The following is a 15,984-nucleotide window of genomic DNA, read 5'->3' as shown; positions in this document are numbered from 1 at the left end:
CGCCCGGCGACCGACGCCTCGGACGCCCCGAACTTCCCGGACGCCCCGTCAACTGACCGCGCCCACGCCGCGGTCCACGCCCCCTCCGGGCGGGCGCGTGACGCGGTTCACATGGTCCAAAAGAGATGATGGCGTTCCCGAGGGGCGGGTTCCGCGATTGGCTGAGGCCGCAGTCCCGCGTCCTTGTTCCGACCGACCCAGCCCACACGGGAAGTGATCGCATGTTACGTGTGTTACGCGCCCTCGGCCTCACCCTCCTCCTGGCAGGCATGACCCTCGCCGCGGCCCCGTCCGCGAGCGCCGACACCCGCACGGCCGTCGGAGGCGGCACCGGCATCATCTTCCGGCTGAATCCCACGCCGGAGACGCCCACGAGCTACTACATCTGCACCCTCACCGCGGTCGGCCGGGACTCGGCCGGCAACCTGGTGGGGCTGACCAACGCGCACTGTTTCATCGACGAGCAGGGCAACAAGCTGGTCGGCGAGCGGGTCTACCGCGACGCCTCGCCGGCGGGCACGGCCTTCTCCCCCGCTCCGATCGCCGACAGCCGCCCCGACCTGGAAACCGGGGCCATCGGCACGGTGACGTACGTCAGCACACCCAACAACCTGCTCAACTCCGGCCCCAAGGGCCTGGACTACGCGGTGATCAAACTCGACGAGAGCCGGGTCGCCCCCACCAGCACCGTCGGACAGGTGACCATCACGTCGATCGGCGCCCCGCCCGCCAACGGAACCCGCATGTGCAAGGAGGGCCACCGGACCGGCCTCACCTGCGGCGTGAAGCTGGGGACCAACGGGATCTGGTTCACCCACCTCATCTGGACCGACGGCGGTGATTCGGGTTCCCCCGTCGTCAACGGTCAGACGCTGGTCGGCAACGCCTGGGGCGCCCAGCACAGCTCGCCGATCCTGAGCATCATCGACGCGATGAACGCCCACGGCGGAGTCGGCGCCGGCTTCCATCTCGCCGCCTGAACCTCCCCGCACCTCCCGTCCCCCGGTCCTGCCTCCTCGGCGGGGCCGGGGGACGGTGCGTAGCGGCGGGTCCTCCTGTCGGGCCGTCGGGAAAGAACCGTGTCGACTCGGCGCGCGCCCCTTGCCAAGGCAGATCGTACGTGTTCGGATTATCTCCGTCGGGCGGCTCCGATCGTGTCGAATCCGCTGGTCAACCCCTGTGCCGCGGGGCGATTTCGCGCTGCCCCGCGCTCCCCCGTCCCCCTCGACCGGCGCGTCCCGAGCAGGGCCGCCGGATGCCGCGGTCGGCACGACGGCCGTGCGCGGTACCCGTAAGCGAGCCCTGGGAGGAACCCCGTGTTCGATCTTTCGTCCGTCGATCTGCTCGATGCGTTCACCCGCGAACTGCGGCTGTGCAAGGTCCGCAGCGGCGAGCATGTCGTCGTCCTCGCGGAGCCCGGCAGCCGTGGCGACTACGTGGCGGCGGCCTTCGGTGCGGCGAAGGCGTGCGGTGCGCATGTCATCGCCGCGACGGTGCCGGGCGGCAGCCCCGCCCCGATGCCCAGCACCCACACCGGTGCGGGTCCGGGCCTGGTCTCCGTCCTCGACGACACCACCGCGCAGGACCTGCTGAAGTCCGCTGACCTGGTCGTCGACCTGACCCGGGAGGGCTTCATCCACGCACCGGTCCAGCAGGAGATCCTGCGCACGGGCACCCGCATCATCTTCGTCTGCGACGCCCCCGACGTGCTCGTCCGCAACCTGCCCGAGGAGGGCGACAAGGCCGAGGTCCAAGAAGGCGTCGACCTGTTGAAGCGGTCCTCCGTCATGCGGGTCACCTCGGACGCCGGCACCGACCTGACCGTGCAACTGGCGGGCGCCAAGCCGGAGTTCCAGTGCGGGTTCGCCGACGATCCGGGCCGCTGGGACCACTGGCCGAGCACGATGGTGCTGTGCTGGCCGGAGATCTCCGACGGGCAGATCGTGCTGGCCGAGGGCGACATCCTGCTGCCCTTCAAGGAGTACGTGCGCGACCCCGTCACACTGCAGATCGCCGGCGGGCACATCGAGAAGGTGTCCGGCGGCGCCGAGGCCGCGATGCTGTCGACGTTCTTCGAGGACGCACGGGACCAGTGGGCGCGCAGCCTCTCCCACATGGGCTGGGGACTGATGCGCTCGGCCGACTGGTTCGCCACGGCGATGTACGGCAAGGACGACCTGATGGGCATGGACGCCCGTGCCTTCGCCGGGAACTTCCTGTGGTCGACCGGGCCCCATCCGGTGCTGGGCCGGGAGTCCTACGCTCATCTCGACATCGCCATGCGCGGCTGCACCGTCGCGGTGGACGGCACCGAAGTGGTCACCGCGGGACGGCTCGCCGAGCGCTGAGCCCGCCCCGCCGTACCGCGAACCATCCGTAGTCGCCCGTGAGTTGGAGGAAGAGTGGCGTCCAGTCAGTCGTACGAAGTCGGCGTCGTAGGGGGAGGTCTCGGTGGGCTGACCGCCGCGTTGGCACTGCGGCAGCGCGGTCTGCGGGTCACCGTCCTGGAGCAGGCGGCGCAGCTCGGCGAGGTCGGCGCGGGCATCCAGACCGCGCCCAACGCCAGCCGGATCCTGCTGGGCCTGGGACTGCGCCGGCAGCTGGAGGCCATCCACACCGAGCCGCTCGACCAGGTGCGGCGGCGCTGGAAGGACGGCAGCGTCATCGGCCAGACCTCGCTGGGGCAGCGCTGCAAGGACGAGTTCAACGCCCCCTACTGGCACTACCACCGGGCCGACCTGCACCGCGTCCTGCTGGACGCCTGCCTCGACCCCGCGGGGCCCGGCCCCGTCGTGGCGGTGCACACCGCGAGCAAGGTCACCGCGCTGGACCGCACGGATCCACAGCGCCCCGTGGCGGTCACCGAGGACGGCCGGCGCCACACCTGCGACGTGCTGATCGGCGCCGACGGGATCCGCTCGCGGGTCCGCGAACTGATGGGCGCCCCCGACACACTGCTGTTCTCCGGCGAGATGGCCTACCGGGCGCTGATCCCGGGCGAGCTGATCGCGGCCGACCCGGCGACGCGCTGGCTCGTGGACCGCTACCAGAGCACGATCTGGTACGGGCCCGACCGGCACCTCGTGCACTACCTGATCCGCGGCGGCGAGTACCTCAACATTGTGGCGTGCGTGCCGTGCACGGACGAGGTCCGCGAGAAGTGGACCCTCCCCGCGACGGCCGGGGACCTCGTCGACGCCTTCCCGGGGTGGGACGACCGGGTACCGGCGATGCTGTCCAAGGCGAAGGAGGACGTCTCCGTCTTCGCGCTCCACCACCGGCGGCGCGACCCGGTGTGGATGGACGGGCGGGTCGCCCTCCTCGGCGACGCCTGCCACGCGATGCTGCCCTACCAGGCGCAGGGCGCCTCGCAGGCCATGGAGGACGCCGCCGTCCTCGCCGAGGAGCTGGGGGCGGTCACCGCCGGCGGCGTCGAGGAGGCGCTGCGCCGCTATGTCGACCGGCGCGCCAGACACGCCGGAATGGTCCAGGACGCCTCGCTGCAGAACAAGACCTTCTACCACCTGCCCGACGGCCCGGAGCAGCGGGCCAGGGACGCCAAGCTCCAGAACTTCGACGGCGAGTCGGACCTGTCGTACCGCTGGCTGTGGGGCGGCACCCCGCTCAACGACCACGACAGCGGCGCATTCTCCTACCAGTTCGCCCGCTGAAATTTCTTCTTGCAGGAACCTGCATCCGACACCCGCATGCGAGGGCGATGAGCTTCACGTCCGCGATGATGCCGCACGTACCGACCCGCAACACCGTGGAGCGAACGTGAAAACAGGAGATCAGATCGTTCAGGAACTCCCCTGGAGATGGTCCGTCCAGGGCAGGATCTTCATCATCGGTGGCCTCGGCTACCTCTTCGACGCCTATGACATCGCCCTGAACGGCTTCCTCATGCCGCTGCTGGGGGCGCACTTCGACCTCTCGCTCAGCGCGCGCGGCCTGGTGGCCACCGCCAACCTCGTCGGCATGGCCGTGGGCGCCATCGCCTGGGGCGCGGTCGCCGACCGGATCGGGCGCAAGAAGGCCTTCAGCGTCACCTTGCTGATCTTCGCGCTGTTCTCGGTGCTCGGCGCGCTCGCGCCGAACTACCCGGTCTTCCTCGGGCTGCGCTTCCTCGCCGGTGTGGGGCTCGGCGGCTGCATCCCCGTCGACTACGCGCTGGTGGGCGAGTTCTCGCCGCGCAAGTACCGGGGCCGGGTGCTGACCGCGCTCGATCTGTGGTGGCCGATCGGCGTGACGCTGTGCGGGTTCGTCTCGACGGCGATGCTGCCCCTGGAGGGGAACTGGCGCTGGATGCTCGCGACGATGGTGCTGCCCGCGCTGCTGCTGTTCTGGGCGCGCCGCGGCATCCCCGAGTCGCCGATCTATCTGACGAAGAAGGGCCGGGAGACCGAGGCCCGGCAGGTCATCGACGGGCTCGTCGCCCGCACCGGCGCCCCCGCCGAGCCCTACGTCATCCCCGAGCCGGTCGCCGCTTCGGGGCCGCGCGGAGTGGCCGCGGCCGCCGAACAGCTGGGCCGTATCTGGAAGTTCAGTCCCCGGATCACCTCCGCGGCCTGGCTGCTGTTCGCCACCATCATGCTCGTCTACTACGCGGCGCTGAGCTGGCTGCCGTCCATCCTCAAGGAGGAGGGCCTCGGTGACACGGCCGCCTTCATGAGCACCACCCTGATGAGCGGTGTCGGCATCCTCGGTGTCCTGGTCTCCACCGCGCTCGTCGATGTGATCGGCCGCAAGTGGATCATCGGGGTCTCGGCGCCGGTCGGGTCGCTGGCGCTGGTGGTCTTCGCACTGGTGATGAAGATGCCCACCGGGTCGGTGGTGACGATCGCCGCCTTCGGCTTCCTGATGCAGCTGGCCATCCCCGTCCTGTACGCCTACGTCGCCGAGCTGTACCCCACTCCCCTGCGGGCCAGCGGCTTCGGCTGGGCCTCCTCGGTCAGCCGGGCGCTGACCGGCTTCGCACCGCTGCTGTTCGGCTCGGTGATGTGGCCGGTGCTGGGGCTCCCGGTGACCTTCGCGGTGCTGGCGCTGGCGGTGCTGGTGGCCGTCGTGTGGATGGCCATAGCGGCACCGGAGACCAAGGGCCGGGCCCTGGACAGCGCCGGCGAGGACCCGTCGGCGGCCACGGCCGGGGCGGTGCCCGAGCAGGCGCAGCTCTGACGACCCATCAGCACCACAGCACCACAGCACCACGTACGACAGGAGGACCATGAAGCCCGCACCGTTCCGGTATCACCGGGCCCCCGACGTCGAAGGAGCCACCCGGCTGCTGGCCGAACTCGGTGACGACGCCAAGGCCATCGCCGGCGGACAGAGCCTGGTCGCGATGATGAACTTCCGACTGGCCCGCCCGCGACACCTGATCGACATCGGCGGCATCCGGGAGCTCGACCGGCTGCACCGGGACGCCGGGGGCGCGCTGCGCATCGGGGCGCTCACCACCCACCACACGGTGGAGACCGCTCCCACGGAGGTGCTCGGGGCGGGCTTTGCGGTCCTGCGGGACGCCATGGGCTGGATCGGGCATCTGCCCATCCGCACGCGCGGCACGGTCGGCGGCAGCATCGCGCACGCCGACGCCACGGCCGAGTGGTGCCTGCTCGCGGTGGCCCTCGACGCCGAGTTCGTGGCGCGCGGCCCGCGCGGCGAGCGGAGCATCCCGGCCGCGGACTTCTTCCTCGGCTACTACACGACCGCCCTCGACCCGGACGAACTGCTCGTCGAGATCGTCTTTCCCCGGCCCGCTCCGCATGCGGCCCTCACCGAATTCGCCGAGCGGCGCGGTGACTTCGCCCTGGTGGCGGCCGCCGTGGACCTCGACGTCGAGGAGGGGACCGTACGCGGCGGCCGGGTGGCGCTCGGCGGTGTGGCGGCCACGGTGGTACGGGTGCCCGAGGCGGAGGCCGTGCTGGCCGGCGAAGGCTCCTTCGAGGCCTGCGCGGCCGCCGCCGCACAGGCCGTCGATCCCCCCGACGACGCGTCCGGCAGCACGCACTACCGCCGGGGACTGGTCCGGACGCTGGTCCGGCGGGCCTGCGAGGAGGCGATGTCCCGATGACGGAACGGAAGCTGGTGGGCAGGTCGGTGGCCCGCCGCGAGGACCCTCGGCTGCTGTCCGGACGCGGGCGGTTCGTCGACGACATCGCGCTGCCCGGCATGCTGCACGCCCAGTTCGTGCGCAGTACGGTCGCCCACGGCGAGATCGCCTCGGTCGACCTGTCGGCGGTCCGCCGCGTCCCGGGTGTCGTGGCCGCGTTCACGGCGGACGACCTGGCCCTGGGCGACATCACCGCCCAACTGGGGCGTCCTGCCTCGGAGTTCGTCCCGACCGCGATGCCCGTTCTGGCCCGCGACAAGGTCCGCTACGTCGGGGAGCCCGTCGCGATCGTGGTGGCCCGGGACGCCTACGCGGCCGAGGACGGACTGGAGGCGGCGCGGGTCACGTACACCACGCTGCCACCGGTCATGTCCGAGGAGGCGGCCCTCGCCCCGGGCGCTGCCCTCGTCCACGCCGAGGCCGCCCGCAACACCCTCGTCGACGTCTCGCTGTTCGCCACGGACGGCATCGACGACATCTTCGACTCCGCGCCCTGTGTCGTCCACGTCGACAGCAGGACCGGCCGGCAGAACGCGCTGCCGCTGGAGACCCGCGGCGTGGTGGCGCACTGGGACGACCGCGAGGAACAGCTCGTCCTGCAGACCTGCACCCAGGTCCCGCATCAGGTACGGACGGTGGCCTCCCGCAGTCTGCGTCTCGACGAGCGCGCGGTGCGGGTCGTGGTGCCCGACATGGGCGGCGGCTTCGGCCAGAAGTGCGTCGTCGGCCGGGAGGAGATCGCGGCCGGCGCGGCCGCGCTGCGGCTGCGGCGGCCCGTGAAGTGGATCGAGGACCGCAAGGACGCGCTGTCCGCGTCGTTCCTCGCCCGTGAACAGCACTATCGGGTGCGCGCCGCCTTCGACGCGGACGGCGGGATCCTGGCGCTCGACGCGGACGTGGTGTGCGACATGGGCGCCTACTCCTGCTATCCGTTCACGGCGGGCATCGAGCCGCTGATGGCCTCCGCCGAGATGCCCGGTGTCTACCGGGTGCCCGCCTACCGGGTGCGCGGCCGGGCGGTCACCACCAACAAGGCCCCCACCGCGCCGTACCGGGGCGTGAGCCGGCCGCAGTACGTGATGGTCGTCGAGCGGCTCTTCGAGCGCGCCGCCCGCGAACTGGACCTGGACCCCGTCGAGATCCGCCGCCGCAACGTCATCACCGACTTCCCGTACACGGGCGTCAACGGCATCACCTACGACCCCGGTTCCTATCTGGAGTCCCTGAATCTCTGCGAGCGGCTCGTCAGGGACGAGGGCTGGTACGACCAGCAGGCCGCGGCGGCGGCCGAGGGACGGCACCTCGGCATCGGCTACGCGTGCTTCAGCGAGCGCACCGGTTACGGCTCGGCGACCTTCGCCCAGCGCAAGATGCAGGTCGTGCCGGGCTTCGACATCTCCGAGGTGCGGATGGACACCAGCGGCGCGGTGACCGTCACCACCGGCACCATGAGCCACGGGCAGAGTCACGAGACCACGATGGCGCAGATCGTCGCCGACGAACTCGGTCTGGACATGGCCAAGGTGCGACTCCACCAGGGCGACACCGACCGCATCACCTACGGCTGGGGCACCTTCGCCAGCCGCTCCATCACCGTCGGCGGCAGCGCGGTGCGCCTGGCCGCGGCGAAGCTCGGCGACAAGCTCCGCGCCGTCGCCGCGGCCCGCTGGGACGTCGGCCCGGACGAGGTGGAACTGGCGGACGGCCGCGTCCGCCGCCGCGACGACCACGGTGCCGTCCTGACCTACGAAGAGATCGCCGACATCGCCTACCTCCAGGCGCAGCTGCTGCCCAAGGACATCGAACCGGGCCTGTCGGCCACCGCCACCTTCGACGTCTTCAACGACGGCACCTTCTCCAACGCCACCCACGGTGTCGTCGTCGAACTGCACGAGGGCACCGGGCAGGTGCAGATCCTCCGGTACGTCTGCGTGGAGGACTGCGGGGTCGCCATCAACCCGCAGGTGGTGGAGGGGCAGTGCCGCGGCGGCATCGCACAGGGCATCGCGGGTGCGCTGTTCGAGCAGGTCACCTACGACGCCCAGGGCGAGCCGTCGGCGACCAGCTTCATGGACTACAAGGTGCCCACCGCCCACGAGATCCCCGATGTCCTGATCCACCACCTGGAGACGCCCTGCGCCTTCACCGAGACCGGCGCGAAGGGCGCCGGCGAGGGCGGCACCATCGGGGCTCCCGCCGCCGTCCTCAACGCCGTCAACGACGCCCTGCGCCCCACGGGCGTCGAGCTCGACCACACACCGGTCACCCCGGAGACCGTGTACCGCGCCCTGCACCAGGAGGCCACCCGATGACCGATGACGCAGTCGTGACGCAGCGGGAGTTGCAGCTGTTGACCCTCGACGTCAACGGCGAGCAGCACGAGGTGATCACCGAGCCGCGCCGCACCCTCGTCGACGTGCTCCGTCACGAGCTGCGGCTGACCGGTACGCACGTCGGCTGCGAGCACGGCATCTGCGGCGCCTGCACCGTGCTGGTCGACGACCGTCCGGTGCGCGCCTGCCTGATGTTCGCGGCGCAGGCCGAGGGGGCCCGGATCCGTACCGTGGAGTCCCTTTCGGACGGGGACCGGCTCAGCGATCTGCAGCGGGCGTTCAGCGAGCACCACGGGCTGCAGTGCGGGTTCTGCACGCCGGGCTTCCTGATGCTCGCCGAGGGGTTCCTCGCCGAGCGGCCGGAGGCGACCAAGGAGGAGATCCGGGAGGTCGTCGCCGCCAATCTGTGCCGGTGCACCGGCTACCAGACCATCGTCGAAGCGATCGACGGGTGCGCGCGGGCCCGGCGCCGGGCCTGCGCGGGTCTTTGTGACAGCAAGGAGAAATGACGTATGCAACTGACCCACGAGGTGCCGGTGCAGGCCTCGCCGGACGAGGTCTTCGCCCTGATGAACGATGTCGAGCGGGTCGCCGGGTGCATGCCGGGCGCCGCGCTCGACGGGCAGGACGGCGACGTCTGGCAGGGCCGGGTGAAGATCAGGGTGGGTCCGGTCAGCGCCGCGTACGCGGGCACGGTCCGGTTCCTGGACGTCGACGCCGACCGGCGGCGGCTGCGGGTGCACGCCCGCGGGGCCGACGCGCACGGCAGCGGGGACGCGGAGGCCGAGGTCGCGCTGGAGGTGGTGGCGGCGCCCGGGGGCGCGGTGCTCCAGCTCTGCACGGACCTGGTGATCCGCGGCAAGATCGCCCAGTTCGGGAAGGGGGCGATCGCCACCGTGTCGGACCGGATCCTGCAGCAGTTCGCCCGGAATCTGGGGAGTCTGCTGGACCAGAACCGGGCCGGCGCGGCGGCGCCCCGCGACGCGGCCGTCACTTCCACCGCGCCCACCGCACCACGGGCCGCCCTCGCGCAGAGCACCGAACTCGACGGCCTGGCGACCCTGCTCGGCCCGTCCGCCGCCAAGTACGGCCTGGTCGCCGGGGCGTTCGCGTTCGGGCTCTTCGAAGGCTGGCTGCTGGGCCGGCTCGGTGCCCAGGCACGGGAGCTGCGCGCCCTGCGGAGGGCGTCGTGAGCGCCGCGCGGTACGGGCCGGAGACCGAACTCGCCTATGCCCGGGCGGGCTTCGGCGGCCCTGTGCGCCGCGGTGAGCGGCCCGCGATCGTCGTGGTCGACCTCACCCGTGGCTTCACCGAGGACGTCTTTCCGTCCGGCGCCGACCTGACCGATGTCGTCGGCGCCACAAGCGAGTTGATCGAGGCGGGCCGCGGGGCCGGCGTGCCCGTCGTGTTCACCGCGATCGCGTACACGCCGGCCGAGGCGACCGGCGACGCCCTCCCCTGGCTGCACAAGGCGCGGGGCATGCGGGCGCTGCGCGAGGGCAGCGCGGAGGTCGTGGTCGATCCCCGGCTTCCGCGCCGGCCCGCGGACCACCTGATCGTGAAGAAGGGCGCCTCCGCCTTCTTCGGGACCTCGCTGGCCGCCCTGCTGACCGGCCTCGGCCGCGACACGGTGCTGGTGTGCGGGGCGACGACGAGCGGTTGTGTGCGGGCCACGGCCGTGGACGCCGTGCAGTGCGGATTCTCGGTGCTGGTGCCGCGCGAGTGCGTCGGCGACCGGGCGGCCGGCCCGCACGAGGCGAATCTCTTCGACATCCAGGCCAAGTACGGCGATGTGATCGGCCTCGCGGACGCCGTCGGCTATCTCGGCGGGCTACCGGGCCCGGTCCGGTGACCCCGCCCCCACTCCCCCGTCCGCCACTGGAGGTTCCCGTGCCACCGAACCCGCCCACCCGCTGTCTGCCGCAGTCCGCGCTCGCCGACTTCGCCGACGTACCCGCCACGAGCCGCTGGGTGCGTTCGGGCGGCACCCGTCTGCACGTCCTGGACTACGGCGGCGACGGCGTCCCGCTCGTCGTACTGCCCGGCATCACCAGCCCCGCGATCACGATGGACTTCGTCGCGCGTGAACTGACCGGCCTGGTACGCCCGTTGGTGCTCGACATCCGCGGCCGTGGGCTCTCCGACGACGGCGGCCGCTACGACCTCGACGCGTACGCCGAGGACACCGAAGCCGTCGTCACCGGGCTCGGTCTGGACCGCCCGGTGCTCTTCGGGCACTCCATGGGCGCGCGGATCGCGGCGGTGACGGCCGTCCGGGGCAGGGTCGCGCTGCGCGGCACGGTGCTGGGCGACCCGCCGATGAGCGGACCGGGGCGCGGGCCCTACCCGACGGCGCTGACGGCGTTCCTGGACCAGTTGGCGCAGGCCGCACGCGGCACGGACGCGGACGAGGTGGCCGAGTCGTGGCCGCGCTGGCCGCGGCCGGAGCAGGAACTGCGGGCGCGCTGGCTGGCCAGCTGCGGGCGGGAGGCCGTCGTGGCCACCCATCGCGGTTTCGAGAGCGAGGACTTCTTCCGCTGGTGGCCCGGTGTGCCGGGCCCCACGGCGCTGCTGTACGGCGCCGAGAGCCCCGTCGTCACCGCCGAGGGCGCGCGGGAGGCGGCCGGGCTGCACCCGTCCGCCGCGCTCGTCAGGATTCCGGACGCCGGCCACATGCTGTTCTGGGACAACCCGCCGGCCGCGCTCGCGGCGCTGCGCGAGGCCCTCGGCCCGATGCTGACCTGACACCCCGTCCGCGGACCGGTTCCCGGACCGTCCCGTTCCGGCTGCCGGACCGAGGCGGAGCCATGCTTAAGTGAGCCCATGGCTGACGAAACCGCACCCTCGACCTCCACCCCGCCCCGGCCTCCCGCCGCCCTGACGACCGCGCCCGGCTACCAGGTCCGGCGCCTCTACCAGGCGTATCTCGCGGTCTGGATCCGCGCGGTGGACCCGACGCTCACCGGCCCGCAGTTCGCGGTACTGCAGACCGTGGACGCGGCGCCGGGGCACGATCAGCGGTCGATGGCGTCGGCGGTGGCCCTGGACACCTCGACGATGGCGGACGTCGCCCGGCGGCTGGAGACCCGGGGGCTGATCGTCCGCAGGACGGCCGCCGACGACGGCCGCCGCAAGCTGCTCTACCTGACCGAGGAGGGCAAACAGACCCTCGACGACGCCAACAGCCGTGCGCGGCAGCTCGACCAGCGGCTCCTGGAGCCCTTCGGCGGCGAGCGCCGCGAAGAGATCGTGCACCTGCTCACGTCGCTCGCCGACCACTGGGAGCGGCTCACCGAGGACCTGTAGCCGCGCGCCGCGGCACTCCACGGGTCCCGGTCCCGCTCGTCAACGACCGTCTGCACACCGGACCCCGGAGGATGCCGTGCCCCGCCCCGACCACCACATCGGCCTGATCGTGCCCAGCTCGAACCGCACCATGGAAACGGAGCTGCCGCGCATGCTGCATGCGCGGGAGTCCGTCCTGACGGAGGACCGGTTCGTCTTCCACAGCAGCCGGATGCGCATGCAGCACGTCACGCCGGAGCAGTTGCGCGCCATGAACGCGCAGACCGGACGCGCCGCCCTGGAACTCGCCGACGCGCGGCCCGACGTGGTCGCCACGGCCTGCCTCGTGGCGATCATGGCGCAGGGCCCGGGGCACCACTGCACCGCGGAGGACGAGATCACCACCGTGCTGCGCGACCAGGGCGCGCCGGCCCCCGTCGTCTCCAGCGCCGGGGCGCTGCTCGACGGGATCAGGGCCCTGGGGGCGCAGCGGATCGCGATCATCACTCCGTACAGGAAGCCGCTGACCCGCCTGGTCGCGGAGTACATCGAGGACGCGGGCACCGAGGTGGTGGACGCGCTGAGCCTGGAGGTGGCGGACAATCTGGCGGTGGCCCGCCTCGACCCCGCCGACCTGCGCGCGCACTGGCGGCGCCTGGACCTCTCCCGGGCCGACGCACTGGTCCTCTCCGCCTGCGTCCAGATGCCGTCGCTGGCGTCGATCCAGCCGGTCGAGGACGCGGCGGGCCTGCCGGTGCTCTCCGCGGCCACCGCCACGGCGTACCGCATCCTGACCGCACTGGACCTTGCGACGTTCGTGCCCGGCGCGGGCAGCCTGCTCAGCGGCCGCGTCCGCCGGCCCGCCGACTCTCCTGGGGCCGCTGCCGGCGGGCGGCCGGTCTAGGCCGTCTCCGATGGGCCATGGCCGGGACGGTGGGCCGTGACCAGCAGGGCGGCGCTGCGCAGGCGTACCGCGCCGTCGGCCTCGTGGGGGCGCAGGGTGTCGATGAGCCTTTGGCGTGCGCGCTCCTGCTCGTCCGGTCCGACCTGGCTGGTCAGGTGGTGTCCGGGGCCGGATTCCAGCAGCAGGGCGGCCGCGTCGGCGGCGTCGCGCCCCCACGTCCCGTAGGCCTCGGTCTCGGCCACCTCGATGTCCTGGTACCCGGCGGCGGACAGCACCTCGCGCAGCAGGTCCGGTTCCGCCAGGGAGAACATCCCCGGACCTCCCGGCGCGCCGAAGCCCTCCATGGGCAGGATGTCGCGCAGTGCGGCGACGGCCCGCAGCCACTCGTTGGCCTCGGCACGCGTCGCACAGACGAAGGCGATGCGGCCACCGGGGCGCAGGGCCCGCCCGATGTTGGCGAAGGCGGCGACGGGGTCGGCGAAGAACATCACTCCGAAGCGGCTGATCACGACGTCGAACGCGCCCGGCTCGAAGGGGTGGGCCTGCGCGTCGCCCTGCTCGAAGGCCACATTGCCCAGCTCTTCGAGCTCCGCGGTCCGGCGTGCGCGCGCCAACATCGGGGCGGAGAGGTCCAGGCCCAGGGCCCGGCCGCGGACGGCCCGGCGTGCGGCGAGCCGGGTCGTACTGCCGGCTCCGCAGCCGATGTCCAGGACGCGGTCGCGGTCGGTGAGGGCGGCGGCGGTGAGCAGGGGGGTGTTGAAGCCCCCGTTCACGGCGTCCCAGCGGTCCTGGTGCTGGGCCCAGTGGGTGCCCTCGTAGCCGTTCCATGCCTGTGCCTGATCGGTGTTGACGAGGTGTTGCATCCGTGACCTCCTGCTGGCTCCGGTGTCTGCCGAGACCTAGAATGGGCGCTCGCCCAAACAGTATGGGCGCACGCCCATACTGGCAACGCCCTTTGTGTGCCGGAGTGTTCACCGCGAGCACGTACAGGAGAGGTCTTATGTCACCACGTGGGGTAGCGATCCCCGACCCGCGCGAGCGGCTGTTCGCCGCCGCGGAGCGGGTCGTGTCCCGCGAGGGCCCGACCGCCCTCACCAGCCGAGCGATCACCACCGAGGCGGGCTGCGCCAAGGGGCTGCTGCACACGCACTTCGACGGCCTGGACGAATTCGTCGCCGAGCTGGCCCTGGACCGGCTCGCGCGCACCGCACGAGAAGCCGCGCAACTCCCCGGGCGCGCCGGTCGGGCAACCGTGGCCGACAACCTCGTCACGGTCGCACTCGCCCTGCTGAACTCCCTGGACCCCGCGGTCATCGGCCTGGCCATGACCCGCTCCGGCGCCGCCCTCCGGATTCGCCGGGCACTGGAGGCCGGCGCGCCGGGCTTCGCGGCGATGCAGGACGCGATCACCGCGTACCTGGACGCCGAACGGCGGCTCGGGCGCCTCGCGGACGGCACCGACACCGCGACCGTCGCACTCGCTCTCGTCGGCACTCTCCACCACCTGCTGATGACCGACTGGGCCGGCGCCCCGCACCCCCGCGAACCGGCAGAACGACTGATCGCCCTGCTCATCGGCACCGACTCGGACGGCACGGCGGGCACTCAGGCCACGCCGCCCGGGTGAGCCGGCGCCCCGCTACGACCCGAAGGGCGGCTTCAGCTCCGGGTGGCCGGGCACGCCGGCCAAAGGGAGCGGGACGGTGGCGAGTTCTGTCATATGACGTGGCCATATGGATGAATCGCACGGACGTACGGGGGACCTGCCGGCCCCCACCGTGGCGAGCAGCTCCCGATCGGGAATGCGGGAAGCGCGGCGTTGCCGCCCTTCCCGAACCCGAACGAAAGGAGCAATCGATGGACGTCGACTTCGACAAGGAAACCGGTATCGGCCCCACGGATCCGAAGGGAAAACTCACCACCGAGGAGAAGGCCCTCCTCCGTGATATTCAGGGAAACATCCTGAAGAGCCACGGCCGGGACCACAGCCGGCACCTTTTCATCAAATTCGACGCGGCCAAGGCACAGGAAGCCAGAGCCTGGCTCGGCGAGTTGAGCAAGACCAAGGTGACCTCCGCGCTGAAGCAGTGGGACGATTCACGCGCCCGCGCCGAAATCTTCGAGAAATCGAAGAAGGAGGAGGACCCCGAGGCGTATCTCGGTGTTGAGCTGTCCAAGAAGCCCAGCAGCATCTTCGTCAACGTCATGCTGTCGGCCAAGGGGTACGACGCCCTCGGCCTGAGCGGCAAAAAGCCGACGGACACCACGTTCGGCGCAGGCGCCGCCGGCGCGGTGAGCAGGCTTGCCGACCCGCCCCGGAAGGACTGGGAGTCACCCTTCAAGGAGGATCTGCACGCGCTCGTCGTCATCGCGGACGACGACCCCGGCAAGGTCGCCGCCGAGGCCAAGGTCATCGCCGACTCCCTCAAGGCCGGCAAGGTGGTGAACACCGAGGTCGGCCGGGCCCTGCGGCGCGGCAAGAACGGCCCCGTCCACGAACACTTCGGCTTTGTCGACGGCGTGAGCGACCCGCTGTTCTTCGCCAAGGACATCCCCAAGAACAGCAAGCAGTGGAACCCCGGGGCGCCGCTCAAGCTCGCTCTGGTGAAGGACCCCGGCGGGCACTCCAAGACCGGCTACGGAACATTCCTGGTATACCGCAAGCTCGAACAGAATGTCGACCAGTTCAACATGGACCGGCACGAGTTGGCCAAGGCCCTGGCGAAGGAGGACAACCGGACCGAACCCAACCACGCCGACCGCGAACTGGCCGGAGCCTACCTGGTGGGACGCTTCCCCGACGGATTCCCGGTCTCGGAGAACGCGACTCCCGACGGCGCCGACAAGGACATTCCCAACAACTTCAACTTCAGCGCCGACACCGGCGGACTGAAGTGCCCGTTCCAGTCGCACATCCGCAAGACGAACCCACGCGGAGACACCACCAAGTTGGGCGGGACGCTCAAAGAGGAGCGAACCCACCGCATTTCCCGCCGGGCCATCAGCTATGAGAAGAAGGGCAAGGTCGGTCTGCTCTTCCTGTGCGTCCAGGGGAACATCCAGAACCAGTTCGAGTTCATGCAGTCGGCCTGGGTCAACGCCCCCGGATTCGTCCAGCCCCAACCTCCCACCGGCCTGGACCCCGTGGTCGGCCAGGGCAAGCCGGTCGCCCAGCAGTGGCCCGCGAAGTACGGCTCCGACAAGAAGGTCACCCTGAGCCTGAAGCAGTCCGTGCACATGAAGGGCGGCGAATACTTCTTCATGCCCAGCATGGGCTTCCTCAAGGGCCTCGCAAAGACCAGCTGACCCGCAAGGCCGGCTGACCCACAAGGCCGGCTGATCCGTGCGGT

General features: G+C 71.5%; 15 protein-coding genes. 14 read left to right on the top strand and 1 reads right to left on the bottom strand.

Annotation, left to right across the window (positions count from 1 at the left end; genetic code table 11):
* The first annotated feature begins 221 nt into the window (after positions 1–221).
* From ACZ5XZ_RS01145 to ACZ5XZ_RS01090, 12 genes are all read left to right on the top strand, one after another.
* Positions 222–980 (top strand): trypsin-like peptidase domain-containing protein, encoded by a 759-nt coding sequence (locus ACZ5XZ_RS01145; protein WP_468973270.1) that lies wholly within the window; start codon positions 222–224, stop codon positions 978–980.
* A 336-nt stretch (positions 981–1,316) separates the two neighbouring features.
* A complete protein-coding gene (locus tag ACZ5XZ_RS01140; RefSeq protein ID WP_468973268.1) occupies positions 1,317–2,348 on the top strand; it encodes a 2,5-dihydroxypyridine 5,6-dioxygenase NicX family protein in 1,032 nt (343 codons plus the stop codon).
* A gap of 54 nt (positions 2,349–2,402) precedes the next feature.
* Positions 2,403–3,671 carry an FAD-dependent monooxygenase gene (locus ACZ5XZ_RS01135; RefSeq protein WP_468973265.1) on the top strand — a complete coding sequence of 423 codons (1,269 nt, stop codon included), beginning with the start codon at positions 2,403–2,405 and terminating at the stop codon, positions 3,669–3,671.
* Between the two features lie 106 nt (positions 3,672–3,777).
* On the top strand, positions 3,778–5,175 hold the full coding sequence (locus ACZ5XZ_RS01130) for an MFS transporter (protein WP_468973262.1): 1,398 nt from the start codon (positions 3,778–3,780) through the stop codon (positions 5,173–5,175).
* Between the two features lie 49 nt (positions 5,176–5,224).
* Positions 5,225–6,073, top strand: a complete 849-nt coding sequence (locus ACZ5XZ_RS01125) for an FAD binding domain-containing protein (protein WP_468973259.1) — start codon at positions 5,225–5,227, stop codon at positions 6,071–6,073.
* Positions 6,070–8,424, top strand: a complete 2,355-nt coding sequence (locus ACZ5XZ_RS01120) for a xanthine dehydrogenase family protein molybdopterin-binding subunit (RefSeq protein WP_468973256.1) — start codon at positions 6,070–6,072, stop codon at positions 8,422–8,424. The genes ACZ5XZ_RS01125 and ACZ5XZ_RS01120 overlap by 4 nt, the downstream gene beginning before the upstream one ends.
* A complete protein-coding gene (locus ACZ5XZ_RS01115) occupies positions 8,421–8,954 on the top strand; it encodes a (2Fe-2S)-binding protein (protein WP_468973254.1) in 534 nt (177 codons plus the stop codon). The genes ACZ5XZ_RS01120 and ACZ5XZ_RS01115 overlap by 4 nt, the downstream gene beginning before the upstream one ends.
* Before the next feature lie 3 nt (positions 8,955–8,957).
* On the top strand, positions 8,958–9,638 hold the full coding sequence (locus tag ACZ5XZ_RS01110) for an SRPBCC family protein (RefSeq protein ID WP_468973252.1): 681 nt from the start codon (positions 8,958–8,960) through the stop codon (positions 9,636–9,638).
* Positions 9,635–10,297 carry an isochorismatase family protein gene (locus ACZ5XZ_RS01105; protein ID WP_468973249.1) on the top strand — a complete coding sequence of 221 codons (663 nt, stop codon included), beginning with the start codon at positions 9,635–9,637 and terminating at the stop codon, positions 10,295–10,297. Before ACZ5XZ_RS01110 ends, ACZ5XZ_RS01105 begins: the two co-directional genes overlap by 4 nt.
* Before the next feature lie 38 nt (positions 10,298–10,335).
* Complete coding sequence (locus ACZ5XZ_RS01100; protein ID WP_468973246.1) at positions 10,336–11,190, top strand: alpha/beta fold hydrolase; 855 nt, start codon at positions 10,336–10,338, stop codon at positions 11,188–11,190.
* 78 nt (positions 11,191–11,268) lie between these two features.
* Positions 11,269–11,751, top strand: a complete 483-nt coding sequence (locus ACZ5XZ_RS01095) for a MarR family winged helix-turn-helix transcriptional regulator (RefSeq protein WP_468973243.1) — start codon at positions 11,269–11,271, stop codon at positions 11,749–11,751.
* Positions 11,752–11,827: 76 nt separating this feature from the next.
* The gene (locus tag ACZ5XZ_RS01090; protein ID WP_468973240.1) at positions 11,828–12,634 is read left to right on the top strand and encodes a maleate cis-trans isomerase family protein; all 807 of its coding nucleotides are present in this window, start codon (positions 11,828–11,830) and stop codon (positions 12,632–12,634) included.
* Here ACZ5XZ_RS01090 and ACZ5XZ_RS01085 read toward each other — a convergent pair.
* On the bottom strand, positions 12,631–13,497 hold the full coding sequence (locus ACZ5XZ_RS01085; protein WP_468973237.1) for a class I SAM-dependent methyltransferase: 867 nt from the start codon (positions 13,495–13,497) through the stop codon (positions 12,631–12,633). The two genes, ACZ5XZ_RS01090 and ACZ5XZ_RS01085, sit on opposite strands and share 4 nt — an antisense overlap.
* A gap of 137 nt (positions 13,498–13,634) precedes the next feature.
* Here ACZ5XZ_RS01085 and ACZ5XZ_RS01080 point away from each other — a divergent pair, with 137 nt between their 5' ends.
* Together ACZ5XZ_RS01080 and ACZ5XZ_RS01075 are read left to right on the top strand one after the other, a co-directional pair.
* Positions 13,635–14,261: a TetR family transcriptional regulator gene (locus ACZ5XZ_RS01080; protein ID WP_468973234.1), complete on the top strand. Its 627-nt coding sequence runs from the start codon at positions 13,635–13,637 to the stop codon at positions 14,259–14,261.
* 230 nt (positions 14,262–14,491) lie between these two features.
* Positions 14,492–15,940, top strand: coding sequence for a Dyp-type peroxidase (locus ACZ5XZ_RS01075; RefSeq protein ID WP_468973232.1), 1,449 nt, complete (start codon positions 14,492–14,494; stop codon positions 15,938–15,940).
* Positions 15,941–15,984: the final 44 nt, after the last annotated feature.

The sequence above is a fragment of the Streptomyces sp. NPDC033270 genome (assembly GCF_055576575.1).
This window is presented reverse-complemented; position numbering and strand designations above follow the sequence as displayed.